Annotated in this window: 18 protein-coding genes; 11 read left to right on the top strand and 7 right to left on the bottom strand. The window is 66.6% G+C overall.

What is annotated here, in order from left to right:
- Positions 1-12: 12 nt before the first annotated feature.
- From WDB66_RS11255 to yjjJ, 10 genes are all read left to right on the top strand, one after another.
- Positions 13-411: a hypothetical protein gene (locus tag WDB66_RS11255; RefSeq protein ID WP_339398681.1), complete on the top strand. Its 399-nt coding sequence runs from the start codon at positions 13-15 to the stop codon at positions 409-411.
- A complete protein-coding gene (locus WDB66_RS11250) occupies positions 411-884 on the top strand; it encodes a phage holin family protein (RefSeq protein ID WP_339398680.1) in 474 nt (157 codons plus the stop codon). Before WDB66_RS11255 ends, WDB66_RS11250 begins: the two co-directional genes overlap by 1 nt.
- Positions 881-1,210 (top strand): hypothetical protein, encoded by a 330-nt coding sequence (locus WDB66_RS11245; protein ID WP_339398679.1) that lies wholly within the window; start codon positions 881-883, stop codon positions 1,208-1,210. The genes WDB66_RS11250 and WDB66_RS11245 overlap by 4 nt, the downstream gene beginning before the upstream one ends.
- A 73-nt stretch (positions 1,211-1,283) precedes the next feature.
- Positions 1,284-1,994, top strand: a complete 711-nt coding sequence (locus tag WDB66_RS11240) for an HAD family hydrolase (RefSeq protein ID WP_339398678.1) — start codon at positions 1,284-1,286, stop codon at positions 1,992-1,994.
- The gene (locus WDB66_RS11235; RefSeq protein WP_339398677.1) at positions 1,991-3,376 is read left to right on the top strand and encodes a leucyl aminopeptidase family protein; all 1,386 of its coding nucleotides are present in this window, start codon (positions 1,991-1,993) and stop codon (positions 3,374-3,376) included. Before WDB66_RS11240 ends, WDB66_RS11235 begins: the two co-directional genes overlap by 4 nt.
- A 144-nt stretch (positions 3,377-3,520) precedes the next feature.
- Positions 3,521-4,750 (top strand): efflux RND transporter periplasmic adaptor subunit, encoded by a 1,230-nt coding sequence (locus tag WDB66_RS11230; protein WP_339398676.1) that lies wholly within the window; start codon positions 3,521-3,523, stop codon positions 4,748-4,750.
- A 191-nt stretch (positions 4,751-4,941) separates the two neighbouring features.
- The gene (locus tag WDB66_RS11225) at positions 4,942-5,634 is read left to right on the top strand and encodes an ABC transporter ATP-binding protein (RefSeq protein ID WP_339398675.1); all 693 of its coding nucleotides are present in this window, start codon (positions 4,942-4,944) and stop codon (positions 5,632-5,634) included.
- A 156-nt stretch (positions 5,635-5,790) separates the two neighbouring features.
- Positions 5,791-6,948, top strand: coding sequence for an ABC transporter permease (locus WDB66_RS11220; protein ID WP_339398674.1), 1,158 nt, complete (start codon positions 5,791-5,793; stop codon positions 6,946-6,948).
- Positions 6,949-6,958: 10 nt separating this feature from the next.
- The gene (locus WDB66_RS11215; protein WP_339398673.1) at positions 6,959-8,263 is read left to right on the top strand and encodes an ABC transporter permease; all 1,305 of its coding nucleotides are present in this window, start codon (positions 6,959-6,961) and stop codon (positions 8,261-8,263) included.
- Between the two features lie 127 nt (positions 8,264-8,390).
- Complete coding sequence (gene yjjJ / locus WDB66_RS11210; protein ID WP_339398672.1) at positions 8,391-9,791, top strand: type II toxin-antitoxin system HipA family toxin YjjJ; 1,401 nt, start codon at positions 8,391-8,393, stop codon at positions 9,789-9,791.
- 75 nt (positions 9,792-9,866) lie between these two features.
- On the opposite strand, the gene dbpA is transcribed toward yjjJ, so the two are convergent.
- From dbpA to WDB66_RS11175, 7 genes are all read right to left on the bottom strand, one after another.
- Entirely contained in the window at positions 9,867-11,237 is a 1,371-nt protein-coding gene (dbpA, locus tag WDB66_RS11205; RefSeq protein ID WP_339398671.1) for an ATP-dependent RNA helicase DbpA, read from the bottom strand.
- A gap of 180 nt (positions 11,238-11,417) precedes the next feature.
- Positions 11,418-12,482, bottom strand: a complete 1,065-nt coding sequence (locus WDB66_RS11200) for a hypothetical protein (protein WP_339398670.1) — start codon at positions 12,480-12,482, stop codon at positions 11,418-11,420.
- Between the two features lie 52 nt (positions 12,483-12,534).
- Positions 12,535-13,365 (bottom strand): restriction endonuclease, encoded by an 831-nt coding sequence (locus WDB66_RS11195; protein ID WP_339398669.1) that lies wholly within the window; start codon positions 13,363-13,365, stop codon positions 12,535-12,537.
- A gap of 11 nt (positions 13,366-13,376) precedes the next feature.
- Positions 13,377-14,297, bottom strand: coding sequence for a hydroxymethylbilane synthase (hemC, locus tag WDB66_RS11190; RefSeq protein WP_339398668.1), 921 nt, complete (start codon positions 14,295-14,297; stop codon positions 13,377-13,379).
- Positions 14,298-14,303: 6 nt separating this feature from the next.
- Complete coding sequence (locus WDB66_RS11185) at positions 14,304-15,029, bottom strand: LytR/AlgR family response regulator transcription factor (RefSeq protein ID WP_339398667.1); 726 nt, start codon at positions 15,027-15,029, stop codon at positions 14,304-14,306.
- 3 nt (positions 15,030-15,032) lie between these two features.
- Positions 15,033-16,079, bottom strand: a complete 1,047-nt coding sequence (locus WDB66_RS11180; protein WP_339398666.1) for a sensor histidine kinase — start codon at positions 16,077-16,079, stop codon at positions 15,033-15,035.
- A gap of 28 nt (positions 16,080-16,107) precedes the next feature.
- Positions 16,108-16,785: an alpha/beta hydrolase gene (locus tag WDB66_RS11175; RefSeq protein ID WP_339398665.1), complete on the bottom strand. Its 678-nt coding sequence runs from the start codon at positions 16,783-16,785 to the stop codon at positions 16,108-16,110.
- 154 nt (positions 16,786-16,939) lie between these two features.
- Between WDB66_RS11175 and WDB66_RS11170 the strand changes: the two genes are divergently transcribed.
- Positions 16,940-17,455: a hypothetical protein gene (locus WDB66_RS11170; RefSeq protein ID WP_339398664.1), complete on the top strand. Its 516-nt coding sequence runs from the start codon at positions 16,940-16,942 to the stop codon at positions 17,453-17,455.
- Positions 17,456-17,491 lie beyond the last annotated feature (36 nt).

Here is a 17,491-nt window from a genome sequence, read left to right as displayed (position 1 = left end):
AGGAAGTCGAAGATGAGCAAGCAACCGAAGAACCCGTCGGCTGATCCGGTCGAAACCGCCGCCGCTGCCGTCGGTCACCTGTACGAAGCCAAGGAACGCCTCAAGGATGCCGCCGTTGCTGCTGGTGATGCGGTCCGCAGTGCAGCCTCCACCGCAGCGGAAGCGGCGCGCGCCGACCTGGGTGCGGGCAAGGAGGCCATCACCGATCCGCTGCACGATGCCGCCGCCGCCAGTCGTGCCGCCGCGAGCGACGCGAGGGCGGCAGCCAGTGCGGAAATGGAGGTGCTGATGGACAAGGGTCGCGAGCTTTGGCACAGCGCCGAAGGCATGATCCGCCAGCACCCGGCGGCCGCGTTCGGCGCCGCGTTCGCGGTGGGCTGGCTGTTTGCCAAGATGACCCGGCGCCACTGATGGAGCAGCCTTCGGCGCCGCCGGGCGAAAATCCGGGCGATCCGCCTCCACCCCAGCCGCCACCGCTGGATGAGGCTGCGCGTCGCATCGGCGCGGCCGGCAAGGAGCTGGGTGCGGAACTGTGGGCCGCAGTGCGGGCGTTTCGCGCGTTGCTGATGGCCGAGCTGGCGCTGTCACGTGCCGCGATCCTGCGCGTGCTGGTGCTGGCGACCATCGGCACCGCGCTGGGAGCGACCGCCTGGCTGTACCTGATGGCGATGGGCGTGCTGGGCCTGCGTGCGGCCGGCCTGCCGTGGTGGGCGGCGGTCGGCATTCCGGCGCTGGTGTCGCTGCTGGTCGCAGGGTTGTGTGTGTGGCTGGCGCTCAAAGCGCTGGAAGATACCCAGTTCAAGGCCACCCGCCGGCAACTGGCGCGCATGGGCATCGGCGACGATCCCGACGCGCTGGAAAAAGACCCGGAGAACGTACCGTGAAGTACCGCGCCCTGAAGGCCCGTGTCGCCGCCGCCGAACGCCGGGTGGGCGAGCATCTGGCGGATGCCGGTGACCGGGTTGGCACGATGCAGGGCACGGTCAAACAGGCGATGACCCCTGCGCGCATCCTGGGCGCCGGCTTGGTGGGTGGATTGCTGATGGGATGGCTGCGCCCAATGAGGATGGCCGCTGCGCTTCCGCCACTGCTGAAGATCGCGGCCAGCATGCCGGGGCTGCTGGCCTCGCTGGAACCGCTGCTGGCACCGATCCGGCAGGGCATGCGGGCCGCCGCTGAAGAGGGTGGCCGGCCGCCGGAAGATTCCTGACGCCACCTTGCGCGCGCCGTCGACGCTTTCATGTGCGTGATATGGTGAGCAGTCCCTTTTCGATGCCTGTTCCGTGTTGATCCGTGCGCTCACCCTCGATCTTGACGATACGCTCTGGCCGGTCTGGCCGACGATCATCCGGGCCGAGGAAACCCTGCACGCCTGGCTGGCCGAACACGCACCGCGCACCGCGCAGCGCTATCCCATCGCCGCGATGCGCCAGCTGCGCGACCGCATTGCAAACGAGCGCCCGGAAATCGCGCACGACTTCACCGAACAGCGCCGCCTGACCCTGCTGCACGCGCTGCGCGACAGCGGCGAGGACGCTACCCTGGTGGAACCGGCCTACGAGGTCTTCATCGCCGCCCGCAATGTGGTGGATCTGTACCCGGAAGCCGGCGCGGCACTGGAACAACTGGCCGCGCGCTATCCGATCGGGGCGCTGACCAATGGCAACGCCGACCTTGTGCGGATCGGCATCGACCGCCACTTCACCTTCCACATCGGTGCGCGCGAACACGGTGTGCCCAAGCCGCATGTCAGCATTTTCCAGGCCGCCTGCCAGCGCCTGGCGCTGGCGCCGGAACAGGTGCTGCACGTGGGCGATGACCCGGAGCTGGACGTGATCGGTGCCCAGGGCGCCGGCATGCGCACCGCTTGGATCAACCGCGAAGGTGCACGTTGGCAATGGTCGCCGCGCGAGCCCGATTACACCGTCCGCAGCCTGGATGAGCTGGTTCAACAGCTCGGCTGCGAAACCCCCGCCACTCAAGGATCCCCATGAACCTGCCCGCCAGCCTGCTGCTGACCGCCGAAACCGGCGCCACCCCGATCATCGCCACCACCCGTGCCGCACTGGATACCGTCAAGGCCGGCCTGCCCGATGCCGCGCGCGGCTGGATCGATGCCAACGGTTTCAACGCCAAACCGGGCAGCTGGCTGGCAGTGCCCGGTGACTCCGGTGGCATCGGCATGGTGCTGGTCGGGATCGAGGACGCGGCCGATCCGCACGCCTTGGGCGTTTTGCCACAGGCCCTGCCGGAAGGCCGTTACCGCCTCAGCGACGAACATGGCGAACGCATCGATCCGGCCGTGGCGCTGCTGGGCTGGGGGCTGGGCAGCTACCGCTTCGAACGCTACAAGAAAGCCCCGCGCGCGCCGGCGCAACTGCTGGTTTCACCGGACGCGCCGGGCGTGGATGCGGCGCGTGCGGTGCTGGAAGCCAGCCTGCGGGTGCGCGACCTGGTCAACACCCCTTCCGAGGACATGGGCCCGGAACAGCTCGAGCAGGCCGCATGCACGCTGGCCGAACGCTTCGGCGCACGCCTGCGCGTGATCGCCGGTGATGCGCTGCTGGAGGAGAATTTCCCCGCGATCCACGCCGTCGGCCGCGCCAGCCACCGCGCTCCGCGCCTGATCGAACTGGTTTGGGGCGATGACACGCACCCGCAGCTGGCCATCGTCGGCAAGGGCGTGTGCTTTGACACCGGCGGCCTGGACCTCAAGCCTTCGGACGGCATGCGCAATATGAAGAAGGACATGGGTGGCGCCGCCCATGCCATCGCGCTGGCCGGGCTGGTGATGGACCAGCGTCTGCCGGTGAACCTGCGCTTGCTGGTGCCGGCGGTGGAAAATGCCATCGGCCCCAACGCCTACCGCCCCGGCGAGGTCATCGCCACGCGCAAGGGTGTCAGTGTGGAAATCGACAATACCGATGCCGAGGGGCGCATCGTGCTGTGCGACGCGCTGACTCTTGCCGGCGAATCCAAGCCCGATCTGATTCTGGATTTCGCCACGCTCACCGGGGCGGCACGCGTCGCGCTGGGGCCGGATCTGCCGGCGTTGTTCGCCAATGACGAAGACGTCGCGGCGGGTTGGCTCGCGGCTGGCGAGGAACTGCGCGATCCGGTCTGGCGCATGCCGTTGTGGCGGCCGTACCTGCGCTATCTGAACAGCCATGTGGCCGACATCGCCAACGCCGGCTCGCGCATGGCCGGGGCCGTCACCGCCGCGCTGTATCTGGAAAAGTTCATCCCCGACGGCCAGCGCTGGGCGCACCTGGATGTCTACGCCTGGAACGACACCGATCGCCCCGGCCGCCCGCGCGGCGGTGAAGCGATGGCGTTGCGCTCGGCGTTCGCGATGTTGAGGGCGCGCTACGGCTGATTGCAGGCAGCGAACGTTCCCCCGAAAAGCCTCTACCCCGCCGGGTCGTTCCGGGAGCGGCCAGGACCGCGACAGGTCCTTTGCTGGTACACGTGACGAACCTGATTGCGTCACACTTTGCGCCTGCTCCTGTCCGGGTTGTCCATGAACGCATCTGCTGAACTGCTCAAGGAACTGCGCATCGAGCGCAACGCTCCGCCGCCGCCTTCGTCGTCGAGCACGAAATGGTGGGCGCTGGCGGCCATCGCCGTCGCGATTGTGGCTGTCGTCGCCTGGGTGATGAGCCAGCGCGAAACCGCCATCGAGGTGCGTACCGCGCCGGTGATCGCGATCAGCAATACCGCCGCCAGCGCCTCGGTATTGGATGCCAGCGGTTATGTCGTGGCGCGGCGCATGGCGACGGTGTCGGCCAAGATCACCGGCCGGGTGCTTGATGTGTTGATCGAGGAGGGCATGCGGGTCGAGGAAGGCCAGGTCATGGCCACGTTGGACCCGGTCGATGCCGATGCCCAGTTCGCGCTGGCGAACGCGCAACTGGATGCCGCGCGCAGCCAGGTGGCCTCGGTGCAGGCCCAGCTCACCCAGGCCGAAGCCGAGGCCGTGCGCGTGACCGAACTGGTCGGGCGCGGACTGGTATCGCGTTCTCAATTCGATGCCGCCGTGGCCCAGCGCGATGCGTTGCGAGCCCAGCGCCTGACCGCGCAACGCAATGTGAAGGTCGCCGCCGATGCGCTGGAAATCGCCAGGAATGGCGTTGACAACACCATCGTGCGGGCTCCGTTCGCTGGCGTGGTGATCGCCAAGGCAGCGCAGCCGGGCGAAATCGTTTCGCCGATGGCCACTGGCGGCTATACCCGTACCGGCATCGGCACCATCGTCGACATGGAATCGCTGGAAGTGGAAGTCGATGTCGGCGAGGCCTACATCGGCCGGGTGCAGCCGGAGATGCCGGCGCAGGTGGTGCTCAACGCCTATCCGGACTGGAAGATTCCGGCCGAGGTGATCGCGATCATTCCCGCCGCCGACCGCGGCAAGGCCACCGTCAAGGTGCGCGTGGCGTTCAAGGAAAAGGACGCGCGCATCGTGCCGGACATGGGCGTGCGGGTCAGTTTTCTGGAAGAGATGCAGAGCGAGCAACCTGAAGCGCCGCGCGGCGTGCGCGTGCCGCAGGCCGCGATCATCACGCGTGACGGCGGCAGCGCGGTGTTCGTGCTGCAGGACGGAAAAGCCGTGCTGCGCCGGATCGAAACCGGCATCGCGCTGGGTGACGGACGCCAGGTGCTGTCCGGCGTCAGCGCCGGGCAGAGCGTGGTGCTGGGGCCACCGGAAGAATTGAAGGATGGCGATGCGGTGCGGGTGGCCGCATCGCGATGAGTTCCCGCTGGCCCAAGCCTGCTTGGGGCAGAGGGCCAGGGTGAAGGGGCGAGCGCCGCAGGCGTGAGTGCTGCTGCTTCTCGTGGTGACGCAAAGCGCCCCCTCACCCCAACCCTCTCCCCCGCCGTGGCAGGGGAGAGGGAGTAAAAAGCGTCACGGCAATTTTCATCATCATCAACCAAGGAATCCCCATGTCTGCACTGGTCAGCCTCCGTAACCTCACCAAGACCTACCAGCGCGGGCCGGAGAAGGTCGCCGTGCTGCATGGTGTGAATCTGGATATCGAAAATGGCGATTTTGTTGCGCTGATGGGGCCGTCCGGCTCGGGCAAGACGACGCTGCTGAATCTGATCGGCGGGCTGGATAACCCCAGCAGCGGCGAGATCGAAATCGAAGGCGAGCGCATCGATGCGATGAGCGGCGGACAGCTCGCGGCCTGGCGCAGCCGCCACGTCGGTTTCGTGTTCCAGTTCTACAACCTGATGCCCACGCTCAGCGCGCAGAAGAACGTCGAGCTGCCGCTGCTGCTGACTTCGCTCAACGCGAAGGAGCGCGCCCGCCGTGCACAGATCGCGCTCACCCTTGTGGGTTTGGCGGATCGGCGCAGCCACAAGCCCAACGAGCTTTCCGGTGGCCAGCAGCAGCGCGTCGCGATCGCCCGCGCGATAGTGTCCGACCCCACCTTCCTGATCTGCGACGAACCCACCGGCGACCTGGACCGCCAATCGGCCGAGGAAGTGCTCGAACTGCTGCAACTGCTGAACCGCGAGCACGGCAAGACCATCGTCATGGTCACGCACGACCCGAAGGCGGCCGAATACGCCAGCCACACCATCCATCTGGACAAGGGCGAGCTGGTCGACGCGCCTGCTCTTGCGCACTGACGGGAGACTGAGCATGAAAAAACGACAGGACAGCCGTTTCTCACAGCGATGCTACCCGCAGGACGGCGCACATGAATTTATCGCGATGAAAAAACGGCAGGACAGCCGTTTTTCACAGCGAAGCTGCCCGCAGGGTGGCGCACATGGATGTGCGCCATGAAATTCCTCCACCTCATCTGGGCCCAGCTGTTCCGCAGCCGCACCCGCACCGCGCTGACGCTGCTCTCGGTGGTGACCGCGTTCATGCTGTTCGGGCTGCTGGATTCGGTGCGCGTGGCGTTCAATTCCGGTGGCAGCGTGGATGGCGCCAACCGGCTGGTCGTGGCCTCGCGCCTGTCGATCACGCAAACTCTTCCGATCCGTTTGTTGCAGCAGATCGAGGGTATCCCCGGGGTGCGCCAGGCCACCTATGCGATGTGGTTCGGCGGCATCTACCAGGACATGAAGAACTTCTTCCCGAACTTCTCGGTCGCGCCCGACTTCTTCGAGGTCTACACCGAATACGAGGTGCCGCCCGAGCAGGTCGAAGCCTTCAAGGCCACCCGCACCGCCGCCGCCGTGGGCGAGGCACTGGCGCTCAAGCATGGCTGGAAGATCGGCGACACCATCCCGCTGCAGGCCACCATCTTCCCGCGCAACGGCAGCAACGACTGGCCGCTGGAGCTGACCACGATCTTCCGGGTCAAGGACCGTTCGCAGGTCGGGCAGGAAAACCAGCTGGTGATGAACTGGTCCTACTTCGACGAGGCCAACGACTACATCAAGAATCAGGTGAGCTGGTTCACCGTGGTGCTGGACGATCCGGCCCAGGCCTCGCAGGTGGCGCAGGCGATCGATGCGCTGTCGGCCAATTCGGATCATGAAACCAGAAGCCAGACCGAATCGGCCTTCCAGCAGGCGTTCGCCAAGCAGTTCGCCGACATCGGCCTGATTGTCACCGCGATCATGGGCGCGGTGTTCTTCACCCTCGTGCTGCTGACCGGCAACACCATGGCGCAGGCGGTGCGCGAGCGCATTCCCGAGCTGGCCACGCTCAAGACGCTGGGTTTCACCGATGCCTCGGTGCTGGGTCTGGTGCTGGCCGAATCGGTGCTGCTGGTGGTGCTCGGCGGCATGCTGGGCCTGGGTCTGTCGGCCGCGATCATGCCCGGCCTGGCGCGCGCCAGCGGCGGCATGATGCCGATCCAGACGGTGGTGGCGCAGACCTGGCTGGTCGGGCTGGCGCTGATGCTGGCGATCGGTCTGGTCGTGGGGCTGCTGCCGGCACTGCGCGCGCAGCGGCTCAGGATCGTCGATGCATTGGCCGGGCGTTGAGGAAGCCGCCATGAAGAATGTTCTGAAGAATTTTGCCGTGCTGCTGGTGCTGCTCGCCGCGCTGGTCGTCTGGACCCTGTTGCCCTGGGCCGGCGTGCTGGCCGTGGTGGTGCTGCTGGCGCTGTGGTTGTGGCTGACCCGTTCCGGGCGGCTGGCGCGCGAGGCCACGCGCATCGGCATCGCGAGCCTGCCGCAACGCTGGGGAGCGTCCTCGGTGATCATCGTCGGCATCGCCGGTGTGGTCGGCGTGCTGGTCGCGATGCTGGCGATGGGCGAAGGTTTCCAGGCCACGCTGCAGGCGGCCGGCAACGATGAAACCGCGATCGTGCTGCGCGGCGGTTCGCAGGCGGAAACCAATTCGGTGATCAGCCGCAGCCAGGTGCCATTGATCGCTGCGCTGCCCGGTGTGCAGCGTGATGCCGATGGGCGGCCGCTGCTGTCGGCCGAACTTTCCCAGGTGGTGAACCTGCCCACGCGCGCCGATGGCACCGACGCCAATGTGCAGTTCCGCGGCATCGGCGAGGACGCCTGGCAGGTGCGCGAAGGCGTGCGCATCATCGAAGGCCGCAAGCCCACCACCGGCCTGCGCGAACTGGCCGCCGGGCGCGGTGCGCAATCACAGTTCCAGGGGCTGGAAGTCGGCAACCTGCTGATGCTGGGCAATCAGGAATGGAGCGTGGTCGGCGTGTTCGCTTCCGATGACGCCTACGAATCAGAACTGTGGGGCGATGCACAGACCCTGGCCACCACCTACAACCGAGGTGCCTACCAGTCGGTGCTGGTGCGCACCGGAGCGGAAGGGTTCGAGAGCTTCAAGGCGGCGGTCGAAGCCGATCCGCAGCTCAAGCTCGACGTGCTGACCACGCGCGCCTATTTCGCGCAGCAATCCGGCGGCCTCAAGACGCTGCTGACCGCGCTGGGCACGGTGATCGGCGGCATCATGGCGGTGGGCGCGATTTTCGGCGCACTCAACACGATGTACGCTGCCGTCGCCACCCGCGCCCGCGAAATCGCCACAATGCGTGCCATCGGCTTCCGCGGCACACCCGTGGTCACTGCGGTGATGCTGGAAACCATGCTGCTGGCACTGCTCGGCGGTCTGCTCGGCGGCCTGGTCGCGTGGCTGCTGTTCAACAACTATTCGGTGTCCACACTCGGCAGCAACTTCAGCCAGGTGGTGTTCCAGTTCAAGGTGACCCCGGCACTGTTGTGGACCGGCCTGAAATGGGCATTGGGCATCGGCCTGCTGGGTGGCCTGTTCCCGGCGCTGCGGGCGGCGAGGTTGCCGATCACGGTGGCACTGCGGGAGGTGTGATATGGGTTGGAATCGTAAATAAACACCTGCGATGATTTCTTGTTCATATAGATAAAACAGTGGCTTGTGTAAGCCTCTTGTTAGGAGTATCGTTTCTTTATCGTAAAGAAATTATGCTGTTTGACACATGCCTCGCCCACGTTCAGCCACTTCCGACGATCTGTTGTTCCTGCTGCGCAGCGGCGAGCCGGTGCCGGCTGCGTGGCTGGTGCAGCAGTTGGGCGTGTCGCGCCCGGTACTGGCGCGACTGGTCGCCGAAGCCGGCGATCAGGTATTGCGCATCGGCAAGGCGCGGGCCACGGCCTATGTCGCACGCAGCGTCACCGACGCTGGCAGCGCCTGGCCGCTGTGGCGTATGCGGGCCGACGCCAGCCTGGAAGAACTGGGCACGCTGTATGCGCTGAATGGTGAGCGCTTCCAGTTTGAGCCATCGGGCGAGCGGCCCAATCTGGTGCGGCCGGTCGAGCAGGTGGCGGGCCATTTTCCCGGCCTGCCGTGGTTTCTCGACGATCTGCGCCCGCAAGGTTTCCTTGGCCGCACCCTGGCGCATCGGCAGGCGCGACATCTGGGCGTGCCCGATGATCTGCACCGCTGGCAACTGCGCGATACCTTGCTCGCCATCACCCGCAGTGGCGGCACGGGCATGGGTGATCTGCTGCTGGGCCAGACGGCGGTGGAAATGGCCCTGACCGAACGCGACGCCCCGTCCGACACCGTGGCCGTGAACGAACGCTCCGCGCTTTATGCGCAATGGGCGCAGGCCGCACTGGCCGGTGAGGACATAGGCTCCTCGCCCGGCGGCGAGCAACCCAAGTTCACTGCGACCGTGAGCTCGCTAGCGGGGCGTTATGCCGCACTGGTCAAGTTCGCCGTGCCCGACAGCGGCGAGGCCGCACGGCGCTGGGCCGATCTTCTGGTCTGCGAACACCTTGCGCTGGCGTGCCTGCGCCAGGCCGGGTTGCCTGCTTCCGAATCCGAATTGATCGATGCGGACGGCTACACCTGTCTGGAAGTGCGCAGGTTTGATCGCACGCCCGATGTGCTGGGGCGGCGCGGTTACGTTTCGCTGCTGGCCCTGAGCACTGCTTTCATCGGTGACGATATGCGCGACTGGAGCCTTTCCGGCGAACGGCTCGCCGCCGCCGCGTGGGTTGATGCCGATACCGCAGCGCAGATGGCACGCCTGCACTGGTTCGGTCGCCTCATCGGCAACAGCGACATGCATGCCGGCAACCTCGGTTTTCATCTCGTGGATCGCGGCCCGCTCGCACTTGCACCGGCCTACGACATGCTGCCAATGTCGCTGGCACCCTCGCGCACCGGCGCGGTGCGCAATGCCGAACCGCTCCGTCCGTTGATACCGGACCGGGCCGGGCAAATCCCACATCTGATCTGGGCGGCCCGGATCGCAGCGTGCTACTGGGAACAGGTCGCCGATTGCGACCGCATCGGTTCGGGTTCGTTGCGTCGGCTGGCGACGCAGAACCGCGATGTGGCCGCGCGGCTGGAGCGGTCGCTGGGAGGCTGAGAGCGAAGGCTGGCGTTCAATACGAAAGCCAATCCGGATGTGTCTGCGTGATGCCGCAACAGCGGCCTGCGTCGGCTACATCGCACGCACGCGGAAGCGCCGGCCCTTGATCTTGCCTGCCTGCAGGCCGGCCAGCGCGGTCTTGATCATCCGGGTTCGCACCGCGACATAGCTGCGGGTCGGGAAGATGTCGATCCTGCCGATGTCGTCCGCCTTCAGGCCGGCGGCGCCGGTGAGTGCGCCGAGGATGTCGCCGGGGCGCAGCTTGTCGCTGCGGCCCGCGTCGATGCGCAAGGTGCGCATGGCGGCTTGCGGAACATGGGTCGTGCGCGCGGCAAGCGGTACCGGGTGCCACTGGATCCGCTCGCCGCTGGCGTCTTCGATCTGCAGCGCGCGCGGCATTTCGCGCGGTGTGACCAGATTCAACGCGAGTCCGTTTCCGCCTGCCCGCGCGGTACGGCCGATACGGTGCAGATACGTGTCCGGATCGGGCGGCAGCTCGTAGTTGACCACGCAGGCCAGGTCTTTCACGTCGAGCCCGCGTGCGGCGACATCGCTGGCGACCAGCACGACGAGCGAGCGGTTGGCGAAGCGCACCAGGACTTCATCACGGTCGCGTTGTTCCAGATCGCCGTGCAGCGCTGCGGCGGCAACGCCGGCGTTCTGCAGGGCGGCGGCGACATCATCGACATCGCGCTTGGTGTTGCAGAACACAACCGTGGATTCGGGTGTGTGCTGCATCAGCAGGCCCATCAGCGCGGCGGGCTTGGCGTCGAGCGCGACTTCGTGAAAGTGCGCCTCCACCTGTGGCCGGGTATCACTGCCTTCGACCGTGATCTCGACCGGATCGCGCAGGCTGGCTTTGGCCAGCGCGCGGACTTCTGCTGGCCAGGTGGCGGAAAACAGCAGGCTTTGCCGGGTTTTCGGCAGTTTCCGCACGATGTCGCTGATCGATTTTTCGAACCCCATGTCGAGCATGCGGTCGGCCTCGTCCAGCACCAGCACGCTGACACAGGCGACATCCAGCGCCTTTTTGTGCAGCAGTTCCTGCACCCGTCCGGGTGTGCCGACCACGATGTGCGGCGCGTGCGTCAGCGAGGCCAGCTGCGGCGCCAGTGCGGTACCGCCGGTCAGCAGGCTGAGCTTGACGTTGGGAATCGCGATGGCCAGCCGGCGCAGTTCCTTGCCGACCTGATCGGCCAGTTCGCGGGTTGGGCACAACACCACGGCCTGGGTGCGGGTCGCGGTGGCATCCAGCCGCTGCAACAAGCCCAGCCCGAATGCGGCGGTCTTGCCGCTGCCGGTGGGTGCCTGCGCCAGCACGTCATTGCCGGCCAGTATCGGTGGCAAGGACAAGGCCTGGATCGGCGTGGGAACGAGGAAGCCGGCGGCGTCCAACGCCTGATGCAGGGCGGGAATGAGGGCGAAGTCTTGGAAGGCAGGCATGCGACATGATCGCAGGCCGGGGCCGGATGTGCGATTCAGCGTTTCAGCAAACGTTCCGCAGTCTGTTCCAGCAGATGTGCGGCGACGCGGCTGCCGAGCACGGTGGCGTTACGGGAGGTATAAAAAGCGCTTGGACCTGCGCGGCTTTTCCGCATCCGGAAAAGCCGCTGCCAGCATGCTTCATCCGCCGAAATCCAGTTCAAAGGTGCGCGACACCGAGCAACTCATGCCCTGCTGGGAAAAGTTGGAACTCAGGTTGCCGGTGATGCGGGTCTGGCTTTCCAGCGTCCAGTGGAAATCAATCGTGGCCGGGATGTCGCGCGTGCCGCCGAACGAGCCTTTCCAACTGCAATCAGGTTGCAGGTGCATCTGGATATCGGCCTCGTCATCGCTCATGCCTTGCGCCAGGATCTGGGTGCAGCCGGCGTTGGGAGTCAGGGTGCCGGTGCTGTGTGCAGGGGCCAGTGGCATCGCCATAGGCATCGGCCCGCTGCAGGTCATGCGGCCGGTATGGTTGTTGACCTGCCAGCGCCCCGCCTTCGGGCACCCACATGCGCTCGGGAGCGCCAGGAGGAAGGTGCAGGTGACGGTTTCCCCCGGATTCACGGCAAAGATCGCGCTCTGGTGTTCCAGGTTGCCTTGACTGCGCGTGGCCTTGCCGTGGTCATCACACTGGATGCTGGTGAGGCGATAGCCGGCTTCGGTCAGACGCCGGTCGATGCCCGACAGGGTGGTTTCGTAGCGGCCTGCGGTCACATCCTCGCTGATGTGGCCCGTGCCATTTCGTTCCAGAACCACCTCACCGCTCGGCTGACCCTGGAAATGCAGGCTGCGGTCACCGATGTTCGGCGAAGTTTCCACCCGAACCACGGCACGGCCCTGCGCCGCTTCAGCACGGGCATCGAGCATGTTCATGCCGCCGAGCACGACGAGCAGGGCGAACAGTTTCCAGTACGTCTTCATCGGTGTTTCCTCCATGGCGCCACATGGGGCCGGCAACAGCAGCCTTATGGCCCGGTGCGAGGAGGTACCGGAAAGTGCGCGGAGAATGGACATTTCCATGACGGAGCGCTTGATCGAAGCGTAGTCAGTGGCCTGTTTCCGGCTCGGTAGGCTGTGTGGTTGCGGGTCACGGCAGCGTTTCGGAAGGCGTGAATCGTTCTGGAATCGAAAAGAAACGGTTCTGCAGCACCTGTGTTCCGGCTGGCATCGCAGGACTGCCATGTGATCGGGCAGCCGGAGCAAGCGGTAGAGCTGAGGGCGGCAACAGGGGGAGTGGCGTCAACCCGCCTGCCAATCAGCCAGCAGGCCGGGTGCCTTTGCAGCGGGGGAACGAGGAACATCCCCAGAAAGGCTGGCCGGTTTTGCTGTTTCTTCGCGATGTCATCCCGGCGTTGCATCGCGGGCAATTCGGTTCCGGGATGTCCGGAGAATCCGTCACGGCGTCCCTGTACTGGTGATTCGTCGGCTTTGCCGTTTGGGAGTTGCTGGACGACTGGACTGCCCGGATCATCGTGAGCAATTGCGTGCCGTCGATCAGTGCTATGGGTTTGTCTTCAGCGAATTGAGCTGCGTCCCGCGTGAATTTGCCCGACGCCACGATTCGGACCTCATCCGCCTGATGATGGGCGAGAAGGCCGTACATTTCGCGCACGACGCTCACCGGGATGGATCGTCGTCGCCATTGTTTGCACTGGACCAGGGTGCGGCGGCCGTCTCGATAAAGGATGAGGTCGATGCCGCCATCCGCGCCGCCCAGCCCGGTGGCTTCGACGACATGGCCTTCCCGACGGAATGCTTCGCCGACCAGCCGCTCGAACTCCTTCCATCCGAGGGCGGCGAGGCTGTCGAGCCCGGTGCGGGTATCCAGCAGTTGTCGGTCCTGTCGAGCCCGGATGAACGACATCAGCGAAGCGAGGGAACAGGCGATCAGTACCAGCCACGCGAGCGGGGCGAAAGTGTTGCTGGCAGTGGAGAAGGCCTGCAGATAGGTGTTGCCGCTGCCACCCAGAAGTGCTGGCAGCGCGTATCGAATCAGCAGAAAGGCGATCAGACCTGCGGCGACTCCGACCGGCCAGGGAAGGGTTGTCAGTTCCTCGAAGAAGCCGTTCTTTTTCCGCCGACCCACTTGCAGATACCTCAGCGCTTGAGCAGCCGTTCCGCCCCCTGTTCCAACAGGCGTTCCGCGACGAGGGTGCCGAGGTCGTGCAGGGTGCTGGTGTCGGCGCTGTCTTCCACACGCAGGATTTCGCCGCTGCGTTCGTCGCCGACCAGGGCGCGCAGGGTCCAGCTGCCGTCGGCTTCGGTGCAATAGCCGGCGATCGGGACCTGGCAGCTTCCGGCCAGGCGCAGGTTCATGGCGCGCTCCACGTCCACGCAGCGGCGGGTCGGGGCGTGGTTCAGCGGGGCGAACAGGGCGTGCGTGGCGTCGTCGCCGGCGCGGCATTCGACCGCGATGGCACCTTGCGCGACGGCCGGCAGGAAGTCCGGGGGCGTCAGCCGGGCGCGGATGCGGCCGTCAAAACCCAGGCGCTGCAGGCCGGCGCAGGCCAGGATGATGGCGTCGTAGTCGCCGGCATCGAGCTTGGCCAGACGGGTGTTGACGTTGCCGCGCAGGTCGCGCAGTTCCAGATCCGGGCGGATCGCACGCAACTGCACCTGGCGGCGCAGCGAGGAGGTGCCCACGCGCGCGCCATGCGGCAGGCTGGCCAGATCGGCATGGTGGTTGGAGACGAAGGCGTCGAACGGGTCGGCGCGTTCCAGCACGGCGGCCAGTGCGAATGGTCCGTCCAGCTCCATCGGCACGTCCTTGAGCGAATGCACCGCGCAGTCGGCGTGGCCTTCCTCCATCGCCACTTCCAGTTCCTTCAGGAACAGGCCCTTGCCGCCGAGTGCGGACAGCGAGCGGTCGAGGATTTCATCGCCACGGGTGGAGAGCGGCACCAGTTCGATGGAAAGGTCCGGATGCAGCACACGCAGGCGCGCGGCGACGTGTTCAGTCTGCCACAGCGCCAATGCGCTCTTGCGCGTGGCGATGCGCAGGGTGGTGGAAGAGGTCATTTGTTCTCACAGGTTCTTCAGGCGCTGGCGCACGCCGGGCAGACAGCGGCGGCTGACATCCAGCCGCGCCGGATGGTTGCGCAGGCGCACGACTTCGCGCCCGTCCGGTTCGCGCACCAGTTCGCGGATCTGGTCGGGGGCGACCAGGCAGTTGCGGTGCAGGCGGATGAAGCGTTCGCCGAATTCGGCTTCCAGCGATTTCAGCGAATCCTCGATCAGATCCTGGCCTTCCGCGTGGTGCACGACGACGTATTTTTCCTCGGCTTGCAGGAAGTGGATGTCCTGGATCGGGATCAGCCGCAGCGTGCCGCGCAGGCGTGCGGACAGATGGCTGCGGCGCTGCGCCGGCAGGCGGCCGGCCGGTGCGGCGCCGGCATGGAAGCGTTCGGCGCGGGCCAGTGCCGCGGCCAGGCGTTCGGCCCGGATCGGCTTGACCAGGTAATCCACCGCGTGCGCTTCGAACGCGGCCAGTGCGTGTTCGTCGTATGCGGTGCAGAACACCACCGCCGGCGGATCCGGCAGTTCGGCCAGATGGCGTGCGGCTTCCAGGCCGTCGAGCAGCGGCATCGCGATATCCAGCAGCACGGCGTCGGGCTTGAGCGTGGCGGCCAGTTCGCAGGCCTCGCGACCGTTGCCGGCCTCACCGATGATCTCGTGGCCGCCAAGATCACCGACCAGGTCGCGCAGGCGCTGGCGCGCAAGGGGTTCGTCGTCGGCAATCAGGAGTTTCATGTCTCAGTCGGTGGGCACGATCAGCGTGGCTGAATAGTAGCCGTCCTGCAGGCGCGTCACCATGCGCGCGCTGCCCCCGTGCTGGTGCGCCAGACGCTGCGCGATGCTGTGCTGGGCGTGCCGGTTGCCGTGGGCCGCGCCGAGTTCGTCCGGCAGGCAGGGGTTGGTGACTTCGATCCGCAGCAGGAAGCCTTCGCGCCGCGCGCTGATGTCGATGCGGCCACCTTCGGGCAGGCGCGCGATGCCGTGGATGATGGCGTTCTCCACCAGCGGTTGCAGGGTCAGGCGCGGCATCGGCAGGTCGTCGGGCAGATCGTCGGCCAGTTCCCATTCGACCTGCAGGCGCGGGCCCAGACGCAGCGCTTCGATCGCCAGATAACGTCGCGCCAGATGCAGCTCTTCGGCCAGGGTGGATTCGCCATTGCCGCTGCCCAGCGCGGCGCGGAACAGTTCGGAAAGATCCTCGACCGCGCGCTCGGCGGTGACCGGATCGTGCCGGATCAGGCTGGCGATCGAATTCATGCTGTTGAACAGGAAGTGCGGCCGGATGCGCGCCTGAAGCGCCTGCACCTGCGCCTGCGCGCGCGCCGCGACCTGCCGTTGCCACTGGTCGGTGACATAGAAATAGCGCAGCAGCGCGGCGCTCAGCAGCAGCGCCACCACCATGCAGACCAGCACGAAACGCACCGTGTAGCGTGGCGGCACGGTCCAGTCCAGGCCCAGGTTCTGGTCGATCAGCGCCACCAGCAGCGCACCCATGCCGACGATGGCCATCGGCACCAGCAGTGCCAGCAACACGCCGGACAGGCGCGGCAGCCGGTCAATCACCTCGCGCAGTTTGCATAGCGCGCCGACACACAGCAGCGCCAGCCACTGCGCGAACAGGCTGGCGGTGAACAGTTCGGTCCAGCTGCCCGGCGCCTGCGGCAGCCGCATCAGGATCGCCGTCAGCACCGCGACTTCGACCGCCACCATGACCCCGAACAGCGCCTGCGGCCGGCAGAAATCCGGCATCCAGGCCGGGCCGTGTTGGCGTTCGGTGGTGCTCATCGGCAGGATGGCCGGCGGTGTGCGGCGGTCAGCCGAAGCGGGCCTGGAACCATGCGGCCAGATCGTTGATCTCGGCGGCGCAGACCGCGTGCTGCATCGGGTAGCGCTGCCATTGCACGCGGTAGCCGAGGGCTTCGAGCACATCGCGGCTGGCTTCGCCGCGCGCCGGCACCACGACCGGATCCTGGCTGCCGTGCGCCATGAAGATCGGGATCTCGCGGTTGGCCGCTGCGGCTTCTTCCGCCAGCGACGGCACCAGCGGCAGGTAGGTGGACAGCGCCACGATGCCGCCCAGCTTCTGTGCATGACGCAGGCCGGCAGCCAGCACCACCGCACCGCCCTGGGAAAATCCGGCCAGCACGATGCGTTCGGCCGGGATGCCGCGTGCGTTCTCGCGTGCGATCAGTGCTTCCACGCGGGCAACCGATGCACGGATGCCGGCGTCGTCCTGCGGTGCATTCGGGTCGAAGCTGGCGATGTCGTACCAGGCGCGCATCGCCATGCCGTTGTTGATCGTCACCGGTTGCACTGGCGCATGCGGGAACACGAAACGCAGCGCCGGCCAGCCCGGCCGCACCAGTTCCGGCACGATCGGTTCGAAGTCGTGGCCATCGGCGCCCAGGCCATGCAACCAGATCACCGTCCATTCGGGCTGGGCGCCGGTCTGGCGTTCGACGCCGCTGAAATCGGTCACAGGCTGGTTCATGGATGCGTCCCTGGCACAGTTTCGAGGCCCGGCAGTCTACCCTGTGTATCCGCGGGGCCGGCGCGCGGGCAGGCCGCTGGCGTCGTGCCGGCGACAGGCGGCAGGATGGGTTGGGACAGCTGCGGAACGCGGCAAGGAGCGGAGGCGGACAGGCATGTACAGCGTATCTTTCAGTTGTTCCAGCCACGGCGGCTGGGGCGAGATGCAGGGCATCGTGCATCTGGAGGAAGGGCGCCTGCGCTTCCAGTACCAGGCCGGTGATGCGGTGCTGGGCCTTTTGCGCACTTCGCCGAAGGAACTGGTGGTCGAGCTGGATGCGCTGGCCAGCGCCGAGTTCAGCGCCGGCTGGTTCTGGTTGTGGCCGGTGATCGAACTGGGCTTTTCCGATTTCGTGCAGGCCAGTCGGCTTCAATCCGGCACGTCGGGCCGGGTGGAGCTTTCCGTGGCCTGGCGCGACCGCAGGCGGGCACGCCTGTTCGTCGAGGCGCTGGAACAGGAGTTGGCGTTCCGGCGCCAGCTGCGGCTGGAGCGGGACATCGCGCGTCTGAGCCAGGTGGATCCGCGCAGCGCGGCGCAGGATGCGGAATCCGGCGCGGCCGGGGAATCGACTGCGTCCGGGCGTGCCTTGCGCGGGCTGGGTTCGGGCCGCACCTCCGAGCGCCATGACTGAAGCGGCCGGTCATTGGGCCTGAACCGTCAGCAGCTA

It is taken from the genome of Denitratimonas organivorans (assembly GCF_037478135.1).
In the GTDB taxonomy this organism is placed as follows: domain Bacteria; phylum Pseudomonadota; class Gammaproteobacteria; order Xanthomonadales; family Xanthomonadaceae; genus Denitratimonas.
Note: the sequence above shows the minus strand (reverse complement) of the source record. Positions and strands in the feature narration are given on the sequence as shown.

What these genes read in the sequence shown, in the direction of transcription:
- WDB66_RS11255 (WP_339398681.1), top strand. Translation starts at nt 13, where the DNA reads ATGAGCAAGCAACCGAAGAACCCGTCGGCTGATCCGGTCGAAACCGCC.
- WDB66_RS11250 (WP_339398680.1), top strand. Translation starts at nt 411, where the DNA reads ATGGAGCAGCCTTCGGCGCCGCCGGGCGAAAATCCGGGCGATCCGCCT.
- WDB66_RS11235 (WP_339398677.1), top strand. Translation starts at nt 1,991, where the DNA reads ATGAACCTGCCCGCCAGCCTGCTGCTGACCGCCGAAACCGGCGCCACC.
- WDB66_RS11230 (WP_339398676.1), top strand. Translation starts at nt 3,521, where the DNA reads ATGAACGCATCTGCTGAACTGCTCAAGGAACTGCGCATCGAGCGCAAC.
- WDB66_RS11225 (WP_339398675.1), top strand. Translation starts at nt 4,942, where the DNA reads ATGTCTGCACTGGTCAGCCTCCGTAACCTCACCAAGACCTACCAGCGC.
- WDB66_RS11220 (WP_339398674.1), top strand. Translation starts at nt 5,791, where the DNA reads ATGAAATTCCTCCACCTCATCTGGGCCCAGCTGTTCCGCAGCCGCACC.
- WDB66_RS11215 (WP_339398673.1), top strand. Translation starts at nt 6,959, where the DNA reads ATGAAGAATGTTCTGAAGAATTTTGCCGTGCTGCTGGTGCTGCTCGCC.
- yjjJ (WP_339398672.1), top strand. Translation starts at nt 8,391, where the DNA reads ATGCCTCGCCCACGTTCAGCCACTTCCGACGATCTGTTGTTCCTGCTG.
- dbpA (WP_339398671.1), bottom strand. Translation starts at nt 11,237, where the DNA reads ATGCCTGCCTTCCAAGACTTCGCCCTCATTCCCGCCCTGCATCAGGCG.
- hemC (WP_339398668.1), bottom strand. Translation starts at nt 14,297, where the DNA reads ATGACCTCTTCCACCACCCTGCGCATCGCCACGCGCAAGAGCGCATTG.
- WDB66_RS11185 (WP_339398667.1), bottom strand. Translation starts at nt 15,029, where the DNA reads ATGAAACTCCTGATTGCCGACGACGAACCCCTTGCGCGCCAGCGCCTG.
- WDB66_RS11180 (WP_339398666.1), bottom strand. Translation starts at nt 16,079, where the DNA reads ATGAGCACCACCGAACGCCAACACGGCCCGGCCTGGATGCCGGATTTC.
- WDB66_RS11175 (WP_339398665.1), bottom strand. Translation starts at nt 16,785, where the DNA reads ATGAACCAGCCTGTGACCGATTTCAGCGGCGTCGAACGCCAGACCGGC.
- WDB66_RS11170 (WP_339398664.1), top strand. Translation starts at nt 16,940, where the DNA reads ATGTACAGCGTATCTTTCAGTTGTTCCAGCCACGGCGGCTGGGGCGAG.